The organism is Jatrophihabitans sp., assembly GCF_036389215.1.
Classification (GTDB): Bacteria; Actinomycetota; Actinomycetes; order Mycobacteriales; family Jatrophihabitantaceae; genus Jatrophihabitans_A.
The window spans coordinates 1-19925 of the sequence record NZ_DASVQG010000198.1; the positions used below are offsets into that span (position 1 = coordinate 1).

At 69.9% G+C, this 19925-nt stretch carries 23 protein-coding genes; 8 read left to right on the forward strand and 15 right to left on the reverse strand.

All coding sequences use genetic code 11. From position 1 onward, the window contains the following. Nucleotides 1–49: 49 nt before the first annotated feature. From VF542_RS10575 to VF542_RS10590, 4 genes are all read right to left on the reverse strand, one after another. The gene (locus tag VF542_RS10575) at nucleotides 50–1051 is read right to left on the reverse strand and encodes a hypothetical protein (RefSeq protein WP_408651669.1); all 1002 of its coding nucleotides are present in this window, start codon (nucleotides 1049–1051) and stop codon (nucleotides 50–52) included. Further along, nucleotides 1048–1599, reverse strand: coding sequence for an RNA polymerase sigma factor (locus VF542_RS10580; RefSeq protein ID WP_408651670.1), 552 nt, complete (start codon nucleotides 1597–1599; stop codon nucleotides 1048–1050). The genes VF542_RS10575 and VF542_RS10580 overlap by 4 nt, the downstream gene beginning before the upstream one ends. Nucleotides 1600–1745: 146 nt before the next feature. Then, nucleotides 1746–1952, reverse strand: coding sequence for a hypothetical protein (locus VF542_RS10585; protein ID WP_408651695.1), 207 nt, complete (start codon nucleotides 1950–1952; stop codon nucleotides 1746–1748). Nucleotides 1953–2216: 264 nt separating this feature from the next. After that, on the reverse strand, nucleotides 2217–2894 hold the full coding sequence (locus tag VF542_RS10590) for a LuxR C-terminal-related transcriptional regulator (protein ID WP_408651671.1): 678 nt from the start codon (nucleotides 2892–2894) through the stop codon (nucleotides 2217–2219). Between the two features lie 116 nt (nucleotides 2895–3010). On the opposite strand from VF542_RS10590, the gene VF542_RS10595 reads away from it, so the two are divergent. Together VF542_RS10595 and VF542_RS10600 are read left to right on the forward strand one after the other, a co-directional pair. Beyond that, the gene (locus tag VF542_RS10595; protein ID WP_408651672.1) at nucleotides 3011–3166 is read left to right on the forward strand and encodes a DUF6131 family protein; all 156 of its coding nucleotides are present in this window, start codon (nucleotides 3011–3013) and stop codon (nucleotides 3164–3166) included. A gap of 43 nt (nucleotides 3167–3209) precedes the next feature. Continuing rightward, entirely contained in the window at nucleotides 3210–3536 is a 327-nt protein-coding gene (locus tag VF542_RS10600; protein WP_408651673.1) for a hypothetical protein, read from the forward strand. Here VF542_RS10600 and VF542_RS10605 read toward each other — a convergent pair. The 3 genes from VF542_RS10605 to VF542_RS10615 all read right to left on the reverse strand — a co-directional run bounded on the left by VF542_RS10605 (nucleotide 3466) and on the right by VF542_RS10615 (nucleotide 5545). Continuing rightward, entirely contained in the window at nucleotides 3466–4749 is a 1284-nt protein-coding gene (locus VF542_RS10605) for a diguanylate cyclase domain-containing protein (RefSeq protein ID WP_408651674.1), read from the reverse strand. The two genes, VF542_RS10600 and VF542_RS10605, sit on opposite strands and share 71 nt — an antisense overlap. A 135-nt stretch (nucleotides 4750–4884) precedes the next feature. Beyond that, on the reverse strand, nucleotides 4885–5094 hold the full coding sequence (locus VF542_RS10610) for a hypothetical protein (RefSeq protein ID WP_408651675.1): 210 nt from the start codon (nucleotides 5092–5094) through the stop codon (nucleotides 4885–4887). Between the two features lie 145 nt (nucleotides 5095–5239). Then, a complete protein-coding gene (locus tag VF542_RS10615) occupies nucleotides 5240–5545 on the reverse strand; it encodes a hypothetical protein (RefSeq protein ID WP_408651676.1) in 306 nt (101 codons plus the stop codon). A gap of 63 nt (nucleotides 5546–5608) precedes the next feature. Here VF542_RS10615 and VF542_RS10620 point away from each other — a divergent pair, with 63 nt between their 5' ends. Further along, a complete protein-coding gene (locus VF542_RS10620; protein ID WP_408651677.1) occupies nucleotides 5609–6274 on the forward strand; it encodes a TetR/AcrR family transcriptional regulator in 666 nt (221 codons plus the stop codon). A gap of 2 nt (nucleotides 6275–6276) precedes the next feature. On the opposite strand, the gene VF542_RS10625 is transcribed toward VF542_RS10620, so the two are convergent. The 4 genes from VF542_RS10625 to VF542_RS10640 all read right to left on the reverse strand — a co-directional run bounded on the left by VF542_RS10625 (nucleotide 6277) and on the right by VF542_RS10640 (nucleotide 10686). Beyond that, on the reverse strand, nucleotides 6277–6894 hold the full coding sequence (locus VF542_RS10625) for a sortase domain-bontaining protein (RefSeq protein WP_408651678.1): 618 nt from the start codon (nucleotides 6892–6894) through the stop codon (nucleotides 6277–6279). Next, nucleotides 6891–7904 carry a hypothetical protein gene (locus VF542_RS10630; RefSeq protein ID WP_408651679.1) on the reverse strand — a complete coding sequence of 338 codons (1014 nt, stop codon included), beginning with the start codon at nucleotides 7902–7904 and terminating at the stop codon, nucleotides 6891–6893. The genes VF542_RS10625 and VF542_RS10630 overlap by 4 nt, the downstream gene beginning before the upstream one ends. Before the next feature lie 136 nt (nucleotides 7905–8040). Continuing rightward, nucleotides 8041–9600 (reverse strand): glutamine-hydrolyzing GMP synthase, encoded by a 1560-nt coding sequence (gene guaA, locus VF542_RS10635; RefSeq protein WP_408651680.1) that lies wholly within the window; start codon nucleotides 9598–9600, stop codon nucleotides 8041–8043. A gap of 84 nt (nucleotides 9601–9684) precedes the next feature. Beyond that, nucleotides 9685–10686, reverse strand: a complete 1002-nt coding sequence (locus tag VF542_RS10640; protein WP_408651681.1) for an SDR family NAD(P)-dependent oxidoreductase — start codon at nucleotides 10684–10686, stop codon at nucleotides 9685–9687. Between the two features lie 57 nt (nucleotides 10687–10743). On the opposite strand from VF542_RS10640, the gene VF542_RS10645 reads away from it, so the two are divergent. Next, on the forward strand, nucleotides 10744–11724 hold the full coding sequence (locus tag VF542_RS10645; RefSeq protein WP_408651682.1) for a magnesium transporter CorA family protein: 981 nt from the start codon (nucleotides 10744–10746) through the stop codon (nucleotides 11722–11724). 9 nt (nucleotides 11725–11733) lie between these two features. Here the strand turns inward: VF542_RS10645 and VF542_RS10650 are convergent, their stop codons facing one another. From VF542_RS10650 to VF542_RS10660, 3 genes are all read right to left on the reverse strand, one after another. Continuing rightward, entirely contained in the window at nucleotides 11734–12315 is a 582-nt protein-coding gene (locus tag VF542_RS10650; RefSeq protein ID WP_408651683.1) for a hypothetical protein, read from the reverse strand. 137 nt (nucleotides 12316–12452) lie between these two features. Further along, complete coding sequence (locus tag VF542_RS10655) at nucleotides 12453–12872, reverse strand: hypothetical protein (protein ID WP_408651684.1); 420 nt, start codon at nucleotides 12870–12872, stop codon at nucleotides 12453–12455. A gap of 80 nt (nucleotides 12873–12952) precedes the next feature. Continuing rightward, nucleotides 12953–14086 carry a GuaB3 family IMP dehydrogenase-related protein gene (locus VF542_RS10660; RefSeq protein WP_408651685.1) on the reverse strand — a complete coding sequence of 378 codons (1134 nt, stop codon included), beginning with the start codon at nucleotides 14084–14086 and terminating at the stop codon, nucleotides 12953–12955. Nucleotides 14087–14244: 158 nt separating this feature from the next. Here VF542_RS10660 and VF542_RS10665 point away from each other — a divergent pair, with 158 nt between their 5' ends. From VF542_RS10665 to VF542_RS10680, 4 genes are all read left to right on the forward strand, one after another. Beyond that, nucleotides 14245–14724: a VOC family protein gene (locus VF542_RS10665; protein WP_408651686.1), complete on the forward strand. Its 480-nt coding sequence runs from the start codon at nucleotides 14245–14247 to the stop codon at nucleotides 14722–14724. After that, nucleotides 14724–15293, forward strand: a complete 570-nt coding sequence (locus VF542_RS10670) for a tRNA (cytidine(34)-2'-O)-methyltransferase (protein ID WP_408651687.1) — start codon at nucleotides 14724–14726, stop codon at nucleotides 15291–15293. Before VF542_RS10665 ends, VF542_RS10670 begins: the two co-directional genes overlap by 1 nt. 64 nt (nucleotides 15294–15357) lie before the next feature. Beyond that, nucleotides 15358–17331, forward strand: coding sequence for a S9 family peptidase (locus VF542_RS10675; protein ID WP_408651688.1), 1974 nt, complete (start codon nucleotides 15358–15360; stop codon nucleotides 17329–17331). A 321-nt stretch (nucleotides 17332–17652) separates the two neighbouring features. Next, the gene (locus VF542_RS10680) at nucleotides 17653–18942 is read left to right on the forward strand and encodes an HNH endonuclease signature motif containing protein (RefSeq protein ID WP_408651689.1); all 1290 of its coding nucleotides are present in this window, start codon (nucleotides 17653–17655) and stop codon (nucleotides 18940–18942) included. 139 nt (nucleotides 18943–19081) lie between these two features. On the opposite strand, the gene VF542_RS10685 is transcribed toward VF542_RS10680, so the two are convergent. After that, nucleotides 19082–19888: an isocitrate lyase/PEP mutase family protein gene (locus tag VF542_RS10685; protein ID WP_408651690.1), complete on the reverse strand. Its 807-nt coding sequence runs from the start codon at nucleotides 19886–19888 to the stop codon at nucleotides 19082–19084. Between the last annotated feature and the right edge of the window lie 37 nt (nucleotides 19889–19925).

Genomic DNA, 19925 nt, shown 5'->3' on the forward strand with positions numbered 1-19925 from the left:
GGTGCCGCAAGGGCACCAACCCGGCGCTGAGCCGTGGCGGGAGCGGACGTCAGGTGTGCACGCCCTGGATCGCGAACCGTTCCACCTGCTGCACGTGGCCGCCGGTGCTGGCCACGATGGTCAACACCCCACGCTGGGTGAAGGAAACCTCCCCGGTGGTCCAGGGCGACCCGTCACCACCGGCCGGGATCCGGGCCAGCGTGGCGCGGTCGGTCTGGCTGGCGAGCACCGACACCACGATGTTCTCGTCCACCCCGGTGATGTGGCCGCCGATGGTCATCGGCGAGCTGACCTGCGATCCGTAGGCCGGCTGCTCCAGCGTGAGCGTGGTGTCGTCGCTGCCGACCACCTCCCACGGCGAGTCCGCGGCGTCGCCGTACCGGACCAGGTGCAGGGTGGCCGCGACACTGAGCTGGCCGTTGGGATTGAGGTAACCGACGTCGACGTGGGCGCCGGCATCGCTCAGCACGGACGTGCCGACCTGGTCGATCTCGGTGAATCCCAGGTAGGACCGGGTGAAGTTCAGCGCGGTCTGGCCGGCGTCGAGGTGCCACGGCTGCGATCCGCCGTCCTTCGTGCGCCACTGCTCGGCCTCGGAGTAGCTGCCGAACGGCCACAGCGGCTGGTAAGCCAGCTTGAACGGCGGGAGCGCCGGCGGGTGGGACGCCGACTGTGACGGAGCCGGCTGCGACGCCGGGTGCGACGGAGCCGGCCGGGACGCCGACTTCGACGGCACGGGCTGCGACGCCGACTGCGACGGCACCGGAGTGGATGCTGACGGTGTCGGTATGACCCCGCTGGGCGTGGGATGTACCGACACCGTCGGCCGGGCCGGGCTGGCGTGGTCCGAGCGGCTCAACTGCACCGCGGTGACGGTGCCCGCCGCCGCGATCCCGACGACGGCGGCGGCCAGCAGCGGGGCGGTCCACCGGCCGCGGGCAGGCTGTGCCCAGTGGCCGACGGGCGGCAAGGCCGGTGACAGGTCATCCTCGGTCAGCGATTCGGCCCGGGCGCGCAGGGCGGCTGAGATCCGGTCGTCGACGGTGTTCATTCGGCACCTCCAAGTGCTGCGGCGATCGCCTGGCGACCGTGGAACGCGTTGGATTTGACGGCACCTACGGAGATGCCCAGGGTGGCAGCGATCTCTGCTTCGGAGAGCTCGGACCAGTACCGCAGCACGATCACCTCGCGTTGCCGTCGAGGCAGCCGTTGCAGCGCGCCGATCACCTCGCGGTGCTCCTCGGCCAGCAGCACCCGCCCGTCAGCACCCTCGACCGACAGGGTGTCTGCCTCGGGATAGGGATTGCGGCGGACCGTCCGGCGCCGGCGCAGCACCGAACGCGATCCGTTCAGCACGCAGCTGCGCAGGTAACCGACCGCCGCCTCCTGGTCGGCGAGCGCCGGCCAGCGCCGGTGCAGGGCCGCGAAGGCCTCCTGCACCACGTCCTCGCTGGTCTCGACATCGTCGACGAGCAGCAACGCCAGCCGCACCATGGCCAGCCGATGGGACTGGAACAGTGCGGCCACCGCCGAGTCGGCATCGTCCACCGGTGATAGCTGCACCGGCACATCCTTGTTGCGCACCATCGTCGTCCTCATGGCCACCGTCCCCGGCTCGGCGCACCACCCCAGTCGTGGTGCTACCTCCAGAGACGCCTGGCCGGGGCAATGGTTGCATTGAGCCGGCAACTGCAGCTAGGAGTCCCGCTCGCGCTGTGCCTGACGTCGCGCAGGCCTCGCAGGGGTCAGTCGGCCAGCTTCGCGATGGCTTGGGCCCACAGGAAGTACTTGTTGGTGCCCAGGTCGCGCACGGTCTTGATGTTGAACGCGGCCTGAAGGTGCTCGGCGTCGCCGGCGCTGACACCCTGAAGCGCGTCTACCGGCGCGTCGGCGAGTTCGCTGATGCTCTTGGTCTCATACGCCTTGTCGACCTTGCTCGCGATGTCGCCCATGCGATCCTCCTGTTGCCGGAAGTGGATGTGCCGGAAGCGGATGTGCCCGGAAGCGGATACGGGAGTTTCTACCACGTCCCTCGCAGGCGGCAGCGGGTGGTTGCGGCGGATCAGATACGCCACCGGCACCGAGGATGGCCGGGTGCCGCGGCGTCAGGTGCGCGGCGTCAGGTGCCGCGGTGTCAGGTGCCGCGGTGTCAGGTGCCGCGGTGTCAGGTGTCAGGTGTCGCGGTGTCAGGGCCCGCCGCGCCAGTGGTCGCAGTGTCAGGGCCCGCCGCGCCAGTGGTCGATGCGGTGCCGGTCGGGCGTGAAGCCGTGCTTGACACCCCAGAGGACGGCCTGGGTTCGGCTGGCCACGCCGATCTTCCGGTAGATGGTGCGGATGTAGGACTTCACGGTGTTCGGGCTGAGGTAGGTCAGCCTGGCCACGTCGGCGTTGCTCTTGCCCTGGGTGATGAGCGCCAGGATCTCGGCTTCCCGGTCGGTGAGCCCTTCGCGCCGGCCCGGCCAGTCCAGGCCGGGTGCGCTGCGGGCCCGCTGCGGCGGGTCGCTGATGACCAGCTCACCGGCATGCACGGCTTCCAGCGCGGCGACGAGATCGCGGGCGGGCAGGGTCTTGGAGAGGTAACCGCGCGCTCCTTGCTGGCAGGCGCTGGCGATCAGATCGGGGTGGAAGTTCCAGGTGTAGACCACCACTCGCCGGGCGCGGGGATTCTCGACCAGGACGGCTATCTCGTCGTGATCGGACTCGGGTTGGGCGAAGGAGTCATAGAGCGCGATGTCCACGCTGTCGACGACGGGCTCATTAGTGTCGAGCTCAGCGATCGTGATCCGGTCGTCGTACTGCTGGAACATCTGCGCCACGCCCAGCACCACCACGTCGTAGTCATCGACCAGCGCCACGGTGATCGGCGCGTTCGGCGCGGGCCGGTTCGTGGTCATCCCTGGACAATAAACCTCCGTAGGGGTGTACCGCACCGGCCCTAGGGGTGGTGCAGTGAGAAGTGCTGGAAGACGCCGGAAACTCTGGCGCCGCAGTGCCAAACGGGAGAGACCTCATGATCATCCTGGGCATCATCCTGCTCATCATCGGATTCATCACCGGCATCACGATCCTGTGGACGCTGGGCATCATCCTGCTCGTCATCGGCCTGATCCTGGCGGTCGTCGGCTCTGCCGGTCGTGGCGTCGGTGGCCGCCGGCACTGGTACTGAGTCCAGCTGCGCGCGGGCGGAGGGAATCGCAGTGGTATATCGCATGGCGCTCTATCCGGCGGGACCGGTCGCCTCGGGCCGCCTCTACCACGTCAAGGCTTGCCGGGGCCGGGTTCCGACCGCGCTGGCCGACTTCCGGGGCGAGACCGACTTCACCCTCTCGACGGAAACGGGGACGACGGTGGTCCGCGGTGTCGGTGCGGTCCATCGAGACAGCGTGCGCTTCTCTGAGAAGGACGTCGCTCTCGGTGGCAAGGATGTCCGCGTCTGGCACATCACTCAGGAGGCGGACGGTGGTTTCACCGCCGCGACCGGACCGTCGGTCCTGCTCGGCTGGCCGTTCGGCCGGCGGCCGGTCCTACCCGGCTGATCCGTTCGGCGTCGTGGTGGCACATCTCGCCGTTGGTTGCCTTCTCGCCGTTGGTTGCCCTTCTCGCCGTTGGTTGCCGATCGTTGGCCGCGTAGCAGGGCGACTCGCCGAGCGGCCCGCCGCAGCGCGGCCAACGATTGGCGGCGAGCGCGGCGGGCACGCTCAGCGCGGCGGGCACGCTCAGCGCGGCGGGCACGCTCAGCGTGGCGGGCACGCTCAGCGCGGCGGGCACGCTCAGCGCGGCGGGCACGCTCAGCGCGGCCACCCGTCCGATCGGTGCTTGGACTCGTACATCGCCGCGTCGGCACGGGCCACCAGGCTGGCCGGGGTGTCGCCGAGGGCCGCAGGACAGCTCGAACGGCGTGCCGAAGGCCTCGGCCAGCCGGGTGAGCAGCGCCGTTGGTGGGTCACCGGCGGCCGACTCGGTCAGGATGACCAGCTCGTCGCCGGACAGCCGGGCAATCAGGTCGGTGGCCCGCACCGTCTCCAGCAGCCGGTGCGCCACCGCACGAAGCAACTCATCGCCTGCCGCGTGGCCGTGGGTGTCGTTGACCGCCTTGAACCGGTCGAGGTCCAGGAAGATCACGGTGGGCGTGGCTGACCCGCGCTCATGCTTGGCCAGTGCCATCTCCAGGGCTTGAGAGAACAGCGCGCGGTTCGGCAGGCCGGTCAGGTGGTCACGGGTGGCCGCATGGCCCAGCCGAGCGGCGTCGTCGCGGAGCTGGAGCACCAGCACCACCTGGTCGGCGATGTCGCGCAGCCGTTCCAGTTGCAGGCGGGTCAGCTCCTGGCGTTGCCCGCTGAACGCGCACACGGTGCCGATCACCTCGCCGCCGCTGAGGATCAGCGGGGCGGCCGCGTAGAGCCGGATCCGGTCGAGTTGCCCGGTGACGTAGGGGTTGTCGGACCAGCGGGCGTCCTCGGTGGCGTCGGCGGTGTAGCTGACGTCGACGGACTCGATGCTGGTGGCGCACATCGACTCCTGCCTGCTGACGTCAGCCGGCTCGCAACCGTAGGCGGCGGCGGAGAACTGCCGGTCCGCATCGATCAGGTTCACCACCGCGGTCGGGGTTCCACAGATGAAGGCCGCCAATCGGGCAAGGGCGTCCAGCTGGAAGCTGCGAGGCTGGTCCAGCACCTCGAGGGTGTGCAGGGCGGCCAGTCGGGACAGCTCGGCCTGGGTCAGGCCGTCGGCGCTTCGGAGAACACTCACGACCGCATCATCGTCCCAGCCCGGCCATTTCTTTAAGGCCTCGCCGTGCTGGGTTACCGGTCGGCTCAGGCAAAGGCCTGCTAACTAAGGGCAATCCCCTCAGCTGGGCGCAATCCCCCCAGCTGGGCGAGCCGTTCAGACGGCCACTGTCAGCGAGGCGGTGTAGCCACGCGACACCGATCCGCTCATCGTGGCCAGCTGATGGGTGCCGCCGTCGTTGCCGAACACATTGTCCGAGGTCAGCGAGGTCCGGGCCAGGTTCTGCACGCTCTGCTGGTAGCCGGTGGTCGCGTACACCTTGGCGCAGGCCTCTTCCGGCAGCGCGAGCTGGACGTCGCGACGCACCGTCGATGTTGCAGTGCCACAGGTAGACCGCGGCGCCCTTGAGAACATTGTGCGAAACCCTGTGCCGTTCCTATGCGCCTGGCTGGCGGCCCAGTAGCCACCGTCGGACCGCTAGGGCGCAATCCGATGAGTGGGTCGGCGCGCGTCAGGCCCAGCTGGACTCGACCAGGCTTCCCGTGGCGTGCAGGACATCCAACCGGTGAACAGTCGGTTCCGCCGAGGGGCGCTCGCCCCCGAACGCGGCGTTGACCGCTGGGTGAATCCGTTCCTCGAACGCCTGCGCGCAGGCTTCTTCGGACTCCCACACGTCGATGTAGCGCAACTTCCCGTCAGGCTCCCGGACGCACAGGTGCAGCAGTGAGCCTTCGAGGGGCTCCGGACCGATCGCGTCGATCACGCGGCGGTACACATCCTCGCCGATGGGAACGTTCTGGATGTACGCGTAGACCATGACCGGGCCTCCTGATATTATATCCGAAAGGCTTTCGGATGAATAAGGTGACGGTACGACGGAATGGCCGACCACGTCAAGCAGCAAGGAAGCCCCCGTGCTTACCACTCCCCGCGGCGGGCGGAGCAGGCCGAAGCGACCCGGCAGGCGGTACTGCTGGCAGCGCGGCATCTCTTTGTGACCAAGGGCTATACCGGAACGACCATCGCCGATATCGCCCGGCACGCACGAGTGTCACCGGACACCATCTACGCGACGGTGGGCCGCAAGCCCGCGCTGCTACGCGAGCTCGTCGAGACCGCTATCTCCGGCACCGATCAGGCCGTGCCCGCAGAACAGCGCGACTACGTCATCCGGATGCGGGCCGCCCCCACCGCCCTGGAAGCCATCACGATCTACGCCCAGGCCATCACCGCCATCCAGGAGCGCCTGGCGCCGGTCTTTCTGGCGCTGCGCGACGCCGCCATCACCGACAAGGACTGCGCGACACTGTGGACTGAGATTTCCGAACGCAGAGCCACCAACATGCGAGCACTCGCCGCCACCCTGCGAGCCACCGGAGACCTCCGCGACGATCTCAGCGACGGCCAGGTAGCCGACATCGTCTGGAGCATGAACGCCGCCGAGTACTGGGATCTCCTGGTCCGGCAACGCGGTTGGACTCCGGACGAGTTCGCAACCTGGTTGGCCGACGCCTGGGCCCGGCTGCTGCTGAACAGCTCCCGCTGATCTCAATCGGTCGACGTGGCGACGACGACGAGATTGTTGGCGCTGACGTCGCCCCCCTCGTACTCACAGGTGACGAGGACGAGGTCCGGCGCCCCATTCGCACAGCGGGGCACTTCAAGGTCGCCCGACTTGGGCGAGATGCCGGTGGCGCAGACGTGGTAGCTCAGCTCGCGCGCCGTCGTCGTCACCGTGATGGCATCACCGGAACGGACGTTGCGCAGCCCGGTGAACGCGCAGGCGTGATGGTGGCATGCGTGCCCGTAGACGTAACTGGTGCCGGTGGAAGGCCTGTCCGGGTAGGCCGATTGGGCGATCCAGACGGCAGTCAGCCACTCCCGGGCCGTGGCATGCGGAGGGTCGATGGGATCTGCGTGGCCGTCGGCGTGCACAGAGGCGACCAGAGGAGCGACCGGCGCGGAGATGGCGCCCTGGTGGGTGTTGACCACCAATGAGAAGGGCAACGCGCTGATGCCGACGCGCTGGGATGGAGTTGGTCGAGGACGGTCGTGCGTCGCGACGGAGGCGATGTGCGATCGAGTGGGCATGGCCACGTTGGACTGGCATCCCGCCGTCGTGGCGACAGCGACCGCCGCGACCACCAGAGCCTTGCTGACGGTCACTCCAGCCGACGACGACGCGCCAACAACGCGACGCCGGTTAGCAGCAGAAGCGCTCCAACTCCGCGTAGGCCGTGACCAGTGCTACCCCCGACGCTGGGTGGGCTATCACCGGTAAGCCCCGCCGGAGGGATGAACGGCGGGCTGCCGACCGGCGGCGAACCCACCACGGGCGGGGTAGTGGTGCTTACCGGTGGACCACTGGTCACCCGCGGGCTGGTCACCGGCGCGGTGGCAGTGCGGCTGGCGGTGGTCACCGGTGCGGTGGCAGTCGGAGGGCCACTGGTCGCTGGTGCGCCGATGATGGTGTTCAGGAGGGAGGCGGTGCAGGTGACGGTGGCCCCACCCCCATTGCCGGAGCCGTTGCATTGATCGATGGTGACGGACAGGGCGGCGACCTGCGTGGACGGGAGGACCGTGCATCGAACTCGTAGGGTCCCGCCTCCGCCGTTGCCGGAGCTGTTGCATTGGTCGACGACGGCATCGGTGGTGCTCCCTACGGGCGTGCACAGGATGGTCGGTTCGATACCGCCGCCGGTTCCAGAACCGATGCACTGGTTGACACTCGCCGGCTCTCCGGTGGCCGTCCCGGTGATCTTGTTGACCACTTCGACGGCACAGGTCACCGTTCCGCCGCCGCCGTTGCCCGAACCGTCGCATTGGGTGACAGAGATGACGGGCTGGTGGGGACGGTTGGTGACGGTGGTGGTGCAGGTAGGCTCAGCGTTCGCCGCGCCGTGGCATTCAGTGACCGTCGCGCTGGAACTGGAGAGGCCCGTACTGAGGTCGAGATTGTTTGTGACGGACACGGTGCACACCACCGCCTGGCCGCCGGCATTGTCAGTACCGTTGCACTGATTGACCGCCGCTGGCGTGGCCGCGCCCGCACTCGGCTGGCCTGCGCCACCCAGGACGAGCAGCACACCAGCGAGGAATAACGCCGAGCCCAGGCCGGTACGCCGGTTGAGCCGGCGCCGGTGATCCCGGGGGACTCCGGTTGGGTTCCTGCTCATGGGTGAGCCTTCCGTCTTGCGGCTGGGGGTCGATTGCCCAGTCTCTCACCTGAATATGCATAATCAGCGCTTTCGGGTTAAGACGGTATCAAGTCACTAGACCAGCAGACCCGGTCGCGTGCCGCAAGACCGCGGCTCACTCCCATTCGATGGTGCCGGGGGGCTTGGACGTCACGTCCAGCACCACCCGGTTGACCTCGCGCACCTCGTTGGTGATCCGGGTCGAGATCTTCTCCAGCACGTCGTAGGGCACCCGGGTCCAGTCGGCGGTCATCGCGTCCTCCGACGACACCGGACGCAGCACCACCGGGTGCCCGTAGGACCGCCCGTCACCCTGCACGCCCACCGACCGGACGTCGGCCAGCAGCACCACCGGGCACTGCCAGATCGACCGGTCCAACCCGGCCGCCGACAGCTCGGCCCGGGCGATCGAATCGGCCCGGCGCAGGATCTCCAGCCGCTCGGCATCCACCGCGCCGATGATCCGGATCCCCAGGCCCGGACCGGGAAACGGCTGTCGCCAGACGATCTGCTCCGGCAGCCCCAACTCCAGCCCGACCCGGCGCACCTCGTCCTTGAACAGCGAGCGCAGCGGCTCCACCAGCTTGAACAGCAGGTCCGACGGCAGCCCGCCGACATTGTGGTGGCTCTTGATGTTCGCCGTCCCGGTGCCGCCGCCGGACTCCACCACGTCCGGATACAGCGTGCCCTGCACCAGGAACTCGAACGGCGGGCCATCCGAACTCGAAGCGATCAGCTCGCGCTCGGCCTGCTCGAAGGACCGGATGAACTCCCGCCCGATGATCTTCCGCTTGGTCTCCGGATCGGTCACCCCGGCCAGGGCGTCCAGGAACTGCCGGCGGGCATCGACGATCTTCAGCGACACCCCGGTCGCCGCCACGAAATCGGTCTCGACCTGCTCCGCCTCGCCGGCCCGCAGCAGCCCGTGGTCGACGAACACGCAGGTCAGCTGATCCCCCACCGCGCGCTGCACCAGCGCCGCGGCCACCGCCGAGTCCACCCCGCCGGACAGCCCGCAGATCACCCGGGAGTTCCCTACCTGCGCGCGGATCGCCGAGACCTGCTCATCGATGATGTTCGCGTCGGTCCAGGTCGGTTTCAGGCCGGCGATGTCGTAGAGGAAGTTCTTCAGCAGCTGCTGGCCGTGCTCGGTGTGCAGCACCTCCGGATGGAACTGCACGCCGGCCAGCCCGCGCCCGATGTCCTCGAAGGCGGCGACCGGGGCACCTGCCGAGGACGCGGTCACCACGAACCCCTCAGGCGCCCGGGTCACCTCGTCGCCGTGTGACATCCAGACCTGCCGCGGGTCGCGGGCCTCAGCGAACAGCACCCCGGGCGAGGTGATCGACAGCAGCGTCCGGCCGAACTCCGACCCGCCGGTGTTGGCGACCTCGCCCCCGAGCGCCTGGGTCATCGCCTGGAAGCCGTAGCAGATGCCGAACACCGGCACCCCACCCTCGAACAGCGCCGGGTCGGTGCTGGGCGCGTCCGGGGCGTACACCGACGCCGGGCCACCGGACAGGATGATCGCCTTCGGCTCCCGGGCCAGCATCTCGGCGGCCGGCATCGAGGACGGCACGATCTCGGAGTAGACGTTGGCCTCGCGCACCCGGCGGGCGATCAGCTGCGCGTACTGCGCCCCATAGTCAACGACGAGCACGGTGTCGGTCTGCACCGGGTCATTCTCGCAGAGCCGGCCCCGCTATCAGCCCAGCGACCAGGGGTGGTCAGTCACCCGGCAACCGCTGGTCGACCATGCTCACGACCACTGGTAGCTCACCCCGGTCAGCCGCTCGCTCAGGTCCCACAGCTCGGCGGCCAGCCGCGGGTCCCGGGCGGTCCTGCTCGGTGTGGCAGGCCCCGCCGGACCGCGCATGCCGCCGGGCCACTGCGGCCCGCTGTACGAGCCGGGCGCGGCGACGCTGGCGGCGTACAGCGTCGGCTCCGACCCGGCCGCCGCCGACTGGAAGACCAGCCGTCCCACCGTGTGGCGTATCAGTCGCGACCGCGACCGGGCGCCCATCCCGTCCGGGTTGAGCATCAGGTTCGTCTGCGAGACGCCCGGATGGGCGGCCGTCGAGGTCAGCGGCGCTGCATGGGCCTCGGCGCGGCGCTGCAGCTCCAGCGCGAACAGCACGTTGGCGAGCTTGGAGTTCGCATAGGCCAACTGCGGCGAGTAGCCCCGCTCGGGCTCCCCGCGCAACGGCCCAGCCCGGCCGCCCCGGTGCAGCAGCGAGGACACCGTCACCACCCGGGCACCGCTGAGGCCGCCGTCGCCGGGACCGCTGCCGCTGGAACCACCGCCACTGGAACCACCGCCGCTGGCACCACCCCCGCTGGCACCGCTGCCGGCCGACAGCAGCGCCGGCAGCAGCCGGCCGGTCAGCGCGAAATGGCCGAGGTGGTTGGTGCCGAACTGCAGCTCGAAACCGTCCTCGGTCTTGCGCAGCTCCGGCGGCGCCATCACCCCGGCGTTGTTGACCAGCAGGTGCAACGGGCCGTTCCAGCCGTCGGCCAGTGCCTTGACCGAGGCGAGCGAGGCCAGGTCCAGCTGCACCGGCTCGATGTCGGCACCGGGCAGCTGCGCCTCGATACGGCTCACCGCCTCAGCGCCGCGCTCGGCGTTCCGGCTGGCCAACCGGACCCGGGCGCCGTGCCGGGCCAGCTCCAGCGCGGTGTACCAGCCGATGCCGGAATTGCCGCCGGTGACCAGCGCGGTCCGGCCGGCGAAGGAGGGAAGTTGCGCCGCATTCCATGACATGCTCGACACGATACGGCCGCACCGACGGCCAGCGCCCCGGCGTGGAGACGAGTGAGCATGACCGAAGCAGCCATCCGCACCAGACTGTGGCGCGACGGCGTCCTGGAGAAGGAGGACTTCGCCTTCGAGGAGCTGTCGGACTACGTCTGCCAGCCGGACTGCATGGTGTGGGCGGACCTGCAGGCCCCGGACGCAGCCCGGCTGGCCGAACTGGGTGCGGAGCTGTCGCTGGACAAGCTGGCCATCGAGGACGCGGTGGCCCACCACGAGCGCCCGAAGGCCTCCCGCTACGCCAGCCACACCTTCCTCACCGCCCGCGCGTTGCGACTGGACCGCGAGAGCGGCGACTTGCGCGACGTCCAGGTTTCGGCGTTCGTGCTCAAGCAGGCGTTCGTCACCGTCCATGCCGGCGAATGGTTCGACATCGACACCATCGTCGATCGCTGGGACGAGAACGCCGAGCTGATGCGCTACGGGGTGAAGGCGCTGGCCTGGGGAATGCTCGACGTGCTGGTCGACGGCCAGTTCGACGTCGTGCAAGCCCTCGACGACGAGATCGAGGACCTTGAGGACCTGCTGTTCGACCAGGCGAACGGCACCCACCAGCTGCAACGCCGGACGTTCGCGCTGCGCAAGTCGCTGGTCCAGACCCGCCGGGCGGTGCTGCCGATGCGCGAGGTGGTCAACACCCTGGCCCGCCGCGACAGCGACGTGCCGCAGGAGCTGCGGCCCTACCTCGACGACTTGTACGACCACGTGCTGCGCGCGACCGAGTGGACCGAATCGCTGCGGGACATGATCAGTTCGGTGTTCGAGACCAACCTCTCGCTGCAGGACGCCCGGCTGAACACGATCATGAAGAAGCTGACGTCCTACACCGCGCTGATCGCCATCCCGACCGCCGTCACCGGTTTCTACGGCCAGAACGTGCCCTACCCGGGCTTCGGGCACCATTCCGGTTTCGTCAGCAGCGTGCTGGTCATCGCGGTGCTGGCCGGGGCGCTGTACCTGGCGTTCAAGCGCAACGGCTGGCTGTAGCCGGCCGGCTCAGGGCAGCCGCTTCCTGCCGATCACCTCGAAGCTCATCTGGTTCAGGGCCTGCAGCACCCCGGTCTGCGGCATCCCGCAGCCGGTGAGCGGGATCTTCGGCACCACCACCCGGCCGTCGCGCTGCACGAGCGCGAAGTACGGCACCACCACCCGGATCATCGGGCAGGCGCCGCTGCTGCGCGGCTCGTCCGAGGACCGCAACGCCGCCAGCAACGCCGTCGGGTCGCTGGTCGAACGCTCGGTGAGCAGGAACCGGCTGCCGTCCGGCTGAGGTGCGACCCGGCAGCGCAGCACCCAGTCCACGGTGACGTCACCGGACACCGGCTTGGCCTGCCTGCCGTTGTACTGGCCCTCGTCCAGCTGGTCCGGACACCGGGCAGCCACCGGTGCCGAGCTCGTGCCCGGCGAGCTGCCGCTGGTAGCCCCGCTACCGCCGACTGCCGGGCCGCTGCCGGTCGGGCCTGCCGACGCCGTACCGGTGCTGAAGCCGGTGCTGGATCCGCCCCTCGCGGTGGACTGCGTCGATGCGCAGCCGGTAACCGCCAAGGCGGTGAGCACGGTCACGGCAAGCAACCGCATGCTGGCTCCTCCCTGCCTACTGCCGCTGGTACCCCAGTACCGACGGTAACGACGGGTCTGAGAGGCAGATGCGCCAGGAACAGTGGAACGTTGCAGCCGGACGGCAGGGGGTCGTGCCCGACGACCGGTCCGGGGGCTCAGGCCGCCCGGGAGCCAGCCAGGCTGACCGGCCGGACGTCCAGGCCGCGCTCGCGCAGCTGTGCCTCGACCCGGTAGATCTCGGCAAGCGGGGTGTGCCAGTGCGGACCGGACCGCGGCGGCGCCACCTCGAGCCGCTGGCAGGCCTCGGCGAGCACCTGGAGGTAGGCGGTCCGGACCGCGCCCATCCGCATGCCCTTGCCGGTCGAACCCGGCCGGTTCTCTCTGGCTTCCAGCTGGGCGCGCAGCCGGCGCAGGTCCGCCGCGACCTTCTCGATCGGCACCGTGGCACCAGCCGGCCGGCGCTGTTCGGCGCGCTGCTCTGCGATCAACTCGCACTGGCGGCGCACCACTCGGACCGCCCTGCCCACCAGGTATGGCAGCGCGAGCAGCCCGATCAATACCACTGCCAAAAGCACGTGTCCAGTGTGCGCGCGAGCCTGCGGCGCATCAAGTCGATTGCACGGACTTGTGCAGTCTTTGTTATCAGCGTGTGTTGTCAGCGGCCGGTGACGATCAGCTCGGCCTTCTGGAACTCCTTGACCGAGGAGTAGCCGCATTTGGCCATCACCCGGCGCAGCGACCCGAACAGGTTGCGCTCACCGCTGGGGTCCGCGGTCGGGCCGAGCAGCAGCTCCGCCAGCGGCGGGCGGTCCTGCGGGTCGACGCCCAGGTCGACAAGGGCTGAGCGCGGCACCCGCGGATGCGAGGCGGTCGGGTCCCAGTACCGCCCGCCACCGGGCGCTTCGGCCGCACCGGCCAGCGCCTCGCCCAGCATCACCGCATCGGCCCCGCAGACCAGCGCCTTGGCGATGTCGCCCCCGGTGGTGATGTCGCCGTAGGCGATCAGATGGACATACCGGCCGCCGGTCTCGTCCAGGTAGGCGCGCCGGGCCGCGGCGGCGTCCGCGATCGCGGTGGCCATCGGGACGTCGATGCCCAGCGCGGAGTGGGTGGTGGAGCCCGAATGCGCCCCGTAGCCGATGATGACCCCGGCCGCCCCGGTGCGCATCAGGTGCAGCGCGGTCTGGTAATTGGTCACGCCGCCCACCAGCACCGGAATGTCCAGGTCGGCGATGAAGGTCTTGAGGTTGAGGGCCTCGTCGGCGGAGTCTTCGGAACCGACATGCTCGGCGGAGATCACGGTGCCCTGGATCACCAGCAGGTCCACGCCGGCCTTGAGCACCGCCGGTGAGAGTGCCACGGTGTGCTGCGGCGACAGCCGGACTGCCACCCGCACGCCGGCGGCCTGCAGCTCGCTGGTGCGGCGGGCCAGCAGCTCGGGCGAGACCGGCTGGGAGTAGAGCTGCTGCAGCGTGCTGGTGGTGCAGCCGGACTCGTCGGCGATGCTGGCCAGCGCCTGCGCCGGGTCCTCGTAGCGAGCCCACAGCCCCTCGCCGTTGAGCACCGCCAGGCCACCGAGGCGCTCGATCTCGACGGCCGTCGTGGGCGAGACCACCGCGTCCGACGGTGCGGCCACCAGCGGCAGCTCGAAGGTGTGCGCGTCGATCTGCCAGGCGGTCGAGACCACCGAGGACCCCCGGGTACGCCGGGTCGGCACCAGGGCGATCTCGTCCAGGTGGTAACCGCGGCGGGCGTCGCGTCCCAGGCCGATCTCAACGGTTTCAGGCATGTGCCAAAGTCTGCCCTATGGCCCGGCCGGCGCCGGTGCGGGCACGGCGGCGGGAGCAGGCGGCAGGAGTCGGCGGCAGGAGTCGGCGGCAGGAGTCGGCGGCGGGAGTCGGCGGCGGGAGTCGGCGGCGGGAGTTGGCGAGAGAAGGGCTGCTCAGCATGATCGGACGGCTGCACCACATCGTGCTCGATTGCCCGGAGCCGGCTGCCCTGGCCCGGTTCTACTCCGAGCTGCTCGGCTGGCCGATCACCTGGCAGCGGCCGGACTTCGTGGTGGTGGCGGTGCACGACCGCTCGTCGGGGCTGGCCTTCCAGCTCGCGGCCGAGTACCGGGCGCCGGACTGGCCGGATCCGGCACGTCCGCAGCAGCTGCACCTGGACGTGATGGTCGAGGACCTGGACGAGGCCGAACCGAAGGTCTTGGCCCTGGGCGCCCGCCGGCTGCCGGTGCCGGAGGTGGCGTCCGGGCAGGCGTCGGGGCCGGGGCCGCGGGTGTTCGCCGACCCGGCCGGCCATCCGTTCTGCCTCATCCCGCGGCCGTCGTGGGCACCGCCGATCGGTTCCCCGGACGGCTCCCCGGACGGCTCCCCGGGCGACTCGCCGGGTAGCTCCGCACCGTCAGCGGGAGCCGGCCGCTGATGTTCCGGATCGCCTTCCTCGAACCCAAGATCCCGCCCAACACCGGCAACGCCATCCGGCTGGTGGCTGCCACCGGCAGCGAGCTTCACCTGATCGGGCCGCTGGGTTTCGACCTCTCCGATGCCAAGCTGCGCCGGGCCGGTCTGGATTACCACGACCTGGCCTCGGTCATCGTGCACCGCGACCTCGACGCGGCCTGGGCGGCGTGGGCACCGTCGGGGGCGGCACCGCCGGCATCGTCGTCGGCGCCGGCGTCATCGTCGGCGTCATCGGCGGCGTCATCGTCGGGGTCGGCACCGCCGGCGGACCCGATCGCCGCAGGGTCCCGGGTGTACGCCTTCACCACCCGGGCCGCTACCCCGTTCACCGAGGTGCGCTACCAGCCCGGTGACGTGCTGCTGTTCGGAACCGAGCCGACCGGGCTGCCCGCGGCCGTGCTTGCCGACCGGCGGATCACCGCCGAGGTCCGCATCCCGATGCTGGCCGGCCGCCGGTCGTTGAACCTGTCCAACGCCGCCGCCGTCGCCGCGTACGAGGCCTGGCGCCAGCACGGCTTCGCCGGCGCCTGAGCAGCACGGCCACACCCGTCAGGCCCGTTCGCGCGCGGTGTGGGCACCAGGCATGATCTGCGTTATGCAGACAGCACCCTACGGCTCATGGACCTCACCGATCAGCGCGGCCGACCTGGTACGCAGCCAGCACCCCGTCTACGGCGGACATTATGTGGGTGGCGAGTTGTGGTGGAGCGAGTTGCGCCCCGCCGAAGCCGGGCGCCAGTCCATCCGGAGGCTGGCGGCCGACGGCGAACCCGAGGACGTCCTGCCGGCACCGTGGAACGCCCGTACCCGGGTGCACGAGTACGGCGGCGCCTCCTGGACGGCCGGCCCTGACGGCAGCCTGCTGTTCGCCGAGTTCACCGACCAGCGGCTGTACCGGCTGGCCGCCGGCTCGCGGGAGCCGGAGCCGCTGACCCCGGTGGGCTCGGAGCCCGCGAGCCTGCGCTACGCCGAGCCGGAGCTCTCGGCCGACGGCACCGAGGTGTGGTGCATCCGCGAGAGCCACCAGCCCGACGGCACCATCACCCGTGACGTGTGCGCGGTGCCGCTGGACGGCTCGGCTGCCGAGGACCCATCGCGGATCCGGTCGGTGGTGTCCGGGTCCCACTTCCTGACCCACGCCAGGCTGTCACCCGACGGCACCAAGCTGGCCTGGATCGCCTGGGAGCACCCGCAGATGCCGTGGGACGGCACCGAGCTACGGGTGGCGGAGCTGACCGAGGACGGCGTCTGCGGGCCGTGGCGGACCCTGCTGGGCTCGACCACCGAGTCGGTGCTGCAGCCGGAATGGGCTGATGACACCAGCCTGTTCGTGATCAGCGACCGGTCCGGCTGGTGGAACCTCTACCGCATGCCGCTGGCCGACGGTTCCGAGCCGCAGCCGCTCTGTCCCCGGTCGGAGGACTTCGGCGGGCCGCTCTGGCAGCTGGGACGCCAGTGGTACACGCCCCTGGCCGACGGGCGGCTGCTGACCGTGCGGACCCTGGGCCTGGACTGGCTGGCGGTGCTCGACCCGGCAACCGGCGAGCTGACCGACTTCGACCTTGGTGACATCAGCACGATCGGGCTGAGCGGCGTGGCGGACGGCCGCGCGTTGCTGACCTGCGGCGGCTCCCGGACCGACAGCGGGTTGCGGGCGCTGGACCTGGCCACCGGCGAGCTGACCGACCTGCGGCTGAGCAACGACGAGCTGCCGCCGGCGGACTACCTGCCCGAGGCACGGTCGATGACCTTCACCGGGCCGGGTGGCCGCGACGTCCATGCCCTGGTGTACCCGCCCAACAATCCGGACTTCAGCGCGCCCGAGGGCGAACTGCCGCCCTACGTCGCCTTCGTGCACGGCGGGCCGACCTCGCGGGTGTCGCCGAAGGTGGACCTGGCCGTCAGCTACCTGACCAGCCGCGGGATGGGCGTGGTGGACGTCAACTACGGCGGCTCCACCGGGTACGGCCGCGCCTACCGGGAGCGGCTGCGCGGGCAGTGGGGTGTGGTCGATGTCGAGGACATCGTGGCCGTGGTGCGCGGGCTCGCCGACGAGGGCCTCGCCGACGGCAACCGGCTGGCCATCCAGGGCGGTTCGGCAGGCGGCTGGACGGTACTGTCGGCGCTGACCAGCACCAAGGTGTTCGCCTGCGGGGTGAGCTATTTCGGCGTTGCCGAGCTGATCAAGTTCGCCGAGTCCACCCACGACTTCGAATCCCGTTATCTGGACGGGCTGGTCGGCCCGCTACCGGAGGCGCTGCCGCTGTACCAGTCGCGGGCACCGCTGTCGAACGTGGACGGGCTGTCCTGCCCGGTGCTGATGTTGCAGGGCCTGGACGACCCGGTGGTGCCGCCGGCGCAGGCGGAGATGTTCCGGGATGCCTTGATAGCTAAGGGGATTCCGCACGCCTACCGTGCCTATGCCGGGGAGTCGCACGGCTTCCGGCGGGCCGAGTCCCTGATCGGCGCACGGGAGGCCGAGCTGTCCTTCTACGGGCAGGTGCTCGGGTTCGAGACGCCGGGCATCCCTACCTTGGAACTGTGGCGCCCGGAGAACTCCTTGGCGTGAGCGATGAAGGGGTCTGCGCTGTGGCGAACCAGGCCATGACCGACTGCTAGGGACCCGCGCCCACAGTGGGGGTATGGTTGGTGGCTCAACGTCACTAACATCCTTTACGACTAGGGCAAAACGTACCGGGGCGAAGGTGTCACCGGATCCCTGCCGTGATTGCTAGGTCGCGCGATCCCGTTGCTGGCTACCATGATGCTGCTCGGACCGGATCCGTACGTGCGGTGGTGTCGCTAGATTTGCCAGCTCGCCTAGGCCAGTTATCCACAGCAGCCCTTCAGCATCGCGGAGTCGTCAGACCCTCCCTCTAGTGTCTGATGTATGACGGCAACGGTGATGGTTGACGAGGCGACGGTAAGGGCATCGGCATTGCCGGTCGCTGTCGCCGAGCTTGCCGAGTGCCCGTTCTCCGCGCTTGCCGATGACGACCTGCTCGAGGTACTGCGGCTGGCTGAACGGGCCCGTCGGCAACTCGAAGCCCTCGATCATGTGCTGATCGCCGAGCTGGAGGCACGCAACCTGGCAGGCCGGTACGTGCTGCGCGGATCGAAGCAACTGCTGTCCGGACTGCTCACCCTCTCACCGGCTGAAAGCAGCACCCGGGTACGCCACGCTCGCGAGCTCGGGCCGCGCACCAGCCTGACCGGTGAGCGACTCCCGCCCTTACTGCCCGCTGCCGCTGCCGCCCGCGCTGCCGGTTCGATCACCGCCCGGCAGGCAGAGGTGATCATCCAGGCGATGGCCAGGCTGCGCTCGGCACAGCTGCCCATCGAGCAACAGGCCGATGCCGAAACCTTCCTCGTCGAGCAGGCGCACCGGTTCGACGCCGGCACCCTGACCGGAATCGCCAGGCGGTTGCTGGACACCCTGGATCCCGACGGTCGGCTGGCCGAGGAACGCAGTCAACAACGGCGACGCTTCCTCAGCTGCGTGCCGAACGGAGATGGCATGCACCGGCTCACCGCCGACCTCGACACCGAGACCGCAGCCCTGGCGATGACGGTGCTGCATGCGCTTGCCGTACCGAAACCGTCGGCCAACGGTGACCACGATGAGCGCACCGCGGGGCAGCGGATGCACGACGCCTTCCGCAGCGTGCTGAAACTTGCCCTGCGCGCTGGTGAGCTGCCCGCCTCCGGTGGCGTCCCGGCAACCGTGCTGATCACCATGACTGCTGAGCAGTTCCGGACCGGCACCGGCCTGGCGACCACCAGTCACGGGCAGAAGCTCAGCGTCGGCCAGGCACTGCGACTTGCCGATCAGGCAGCCATCGCCTGGATCGTGCACAACAGTAAGGGCGGTGTCGTCGACTACGGCACTACCCGGCGGGTGGCCAGCGACAAGCAGACCCTCGCGTTGATCGCCCGTGACCAGGGCTGCTGCTTTCCCGGTTGCACCGATCCACCGGAGTGGACCGAGCGGCACCACATCATCCCGTGGCGAGAAGGCGGCCCGACCGATCTGGGCAACCTCTGCCTGCTCTGTGACCACCACCATGACCGGATCGACACCGGCGGCTGGCAGATCACCATGCGCGACGGCGTGCCCTGGTTCATCCCGCCGGCCTGGCTCGACCCGGAGCAACGACCGCAACGCAATCTTCGGCCGTGACGGTGCAGCGGGGCCGAACCAGACCACAATCCAAGAAAGTTGGTGAGTTGTGGCTGCTACCGGCCAAGGCGTCAGCTGACGCTGCGAGCCGAGCAGGCCAAGGCGTCAGCTGACGCTGCGAGCCCAGCAGGCCAAGGCGTCAGCTGACGCTGCGAGCCCAGCCGGGCAGGCCGGCGCCGGCGAGCAGGTCGGCGCCGACGTCGACCAGCGAGGTCAGGGCGACTCGCTGGGGCCAGGGGCCGAAGGACACCCGGGCGACGCCGAGTTCCGCCAGCTCGCGTGGTTCCGGCGTGCCGGGCAGTCCCAGCACGCTCACCTTGCGCTCGCCGATCCCCTCGACCAGCTGCCGCACCGTGTCCGCGTCGAGCCGGCCGGGCACGAAGACGCAGTCGGCACCGGCATCCAGAAAGGCCCGGCCGCGCGCGATCGCCTCGGCCAGCAGCTTCGACGGATCCCGGTCACGGGCCAGCAGGTAGGCATCGGTGCGGGCGTTCAGCACGAACGGCACCCCCTCCGCCTCGCCGGCCGCCACCGCCGCCCGGACGCCGGCCACCGCCTCGTCCAGCGGGCGCAGCTGGTCCTCGATGTTTGCCCCCACGACCCCGACGCCGATGGCCTTGCGGACGGTCTCCCCGACGTCGCCGTAGCCGGCCTCCAGGTCGGCGGTGACCGGCAGCGACACCGCCGCGGCGATCCGGCCGACCGCCTCGATCATCAGCGAGGCGGGCATGACCTCACCGTCGGGGTAGCCGAACGATGCCGCGATCGAGTGGCTGGCGGTCGCCACGGCGCGGCAGCCCGGCAACCCGGCGACCACCTTGGCGCTGGCCACATCCCAGACGTTGACCAGCACCAGCAGCTCAGGGTCGGTGTGCAGCCGGCGCAGCGCGGCAGCTTTGTCGCCAAGATCGCCCAGATCGCCAGCAGGCTTGTCGGCACGAGTCATGCCCGCACCCTAGAGCAGCGGACCAGTGACGCTGTAG

What these genes read in the sequence shown, in the direction of transcription:
- VF542_RS10575 (WP_408651669.1), bottom strand. Translation starts at nt 1,051, where the DNA reads ATGAACACCGTCGACGACCGGATCTCAGCCGCCCTGCGCGCCCGGGCC.
- VF542_RS10580 (WP_408651670.1), bottom strand. Translation starts at nt 1,599, where the DNA reads ATGAGGACGACGATGGTGCGCAACAAGGATGTGCCGGTGCAGCTATCA.
- VF542_RS10585 (WP_408651695.1), bottom strand. Translation starts at nt 1,952, where the DNA reads ATGGGCGACATCGCGAGCAAGGTCGACAAGGCGTATGAGACCAAGAGC.
- VF542_RS10590 (WP_408651671.1), bottom strand. Translation starts at nt 2,894, where the DNA reads ATGACCACGAACCGGCCCGCGCCGAACGCGCCGATCACCGTGGCGCTG.
- VF542_RS10595 (WP_408651672.1), top strand. Translation starts at nt 3,011, where the DNA reads ATGATCATCCTGGGCATCATCCTGCTCATCATCGGATTCATCACCGGC.
- VF542_RS10600 (WP_408651673.1), top strand. Translation starts at nt 3,210, where the DNA reads ATGGCGCTCTATCCGGCGGGACCGGTCGCCTCGGGCCGCCTCTACCAC.
- VF542_RS10615 (WP_408651676.1), bottom strand. Translation starts at nt 5,545, where the DNA reads ATGGTCTACGCGTACATCCAGAACGTTCCCATCGGCGAGGATGTGTAC.
- VF542_RS10620 (WP_408651677.1), top strand. Translation starts at nt 5,609, where the DNA reads ATGGCCGACCACGTCAAGCAGCAAGGAAGCCCCCGTGCTTACCACTCC.
- VF542_RS10630 (WP_408651679.1), bottom strand. Translation starts at nt 7,904, where the DNA reads ATGAGCAGGAACCCAACCGGAGTCCCCCGGGATCACCGGCGCCGGCTC.
- VF542_RS10640 (WP_408651681.1), bottom strand. Translation starts at nt 10,686, where the DNA reads ATGTCATGGAATGCGGCGCAACTTCCCTCCTTCGCCGGCCGGACCGCG.
- VF542_RS10645 (WP_408651682.1), top strand. Translation starts at nt 10,744, where the DNA reads ATGACCGAAGCAGCCATCCGCACCAGACTGTGGCGCGACGGCGTCCTG.
- VF542_RS10650 (WP_408651683.1), bottom strand. Translation starts at nt 12,315, where the DNA reads ATGCGGTTGCTTGCCGTGACCGTGCTCACCGCCTTGGCGGTTACCGGC.
- VF542_RS10660 (WP_408651685.1), bottom strand. Translation starts at nt 14,086, where the DNA reads ATGCCTGAAACCGTTGAGATCGGCCTGGGACGCGACGCCCGCCGCGGT.
- VF542_RS10665 (WP_408651686.1), top strand. Translation starts at nt 14,245, where the DNA reads ATGATCGGACGGCTGCACCACATCGTGCTCGATTGCCCGGAGCCGGCT.
- VF542_RS10670 (WP_408651687.1), top strand. Translation starts at nt 14,724, where the DNA reads ATGTTCCGGATCGCCTTCCTCGAACCCAAGATCCCGCCCAACACCGGC.
- VF542_RS10675 (WP_408651688.1), top strand. Translation starts at nt 15,358, where the DNA reads ATGCAGACAGCACCCTACGGCTCATGGACCTCACCGATCAGCGCGGCC.
- VF542_RS10680 (WP_408651689.1), top strand. Translation starts at nt 17,653, where the DNA reads ATGACGGCAACGGTGATGGTTGACGAGGCGACGGTAAGGGCATCGGCA.
- VF542_RS10685 (WP_408651690.1), bottom strand. Translation starts at nt 19,888, where the DNA reads ATGACTCGTGCCGACAAGCCTGCTGGCGATCTGGGCGATCTTGGCGAC.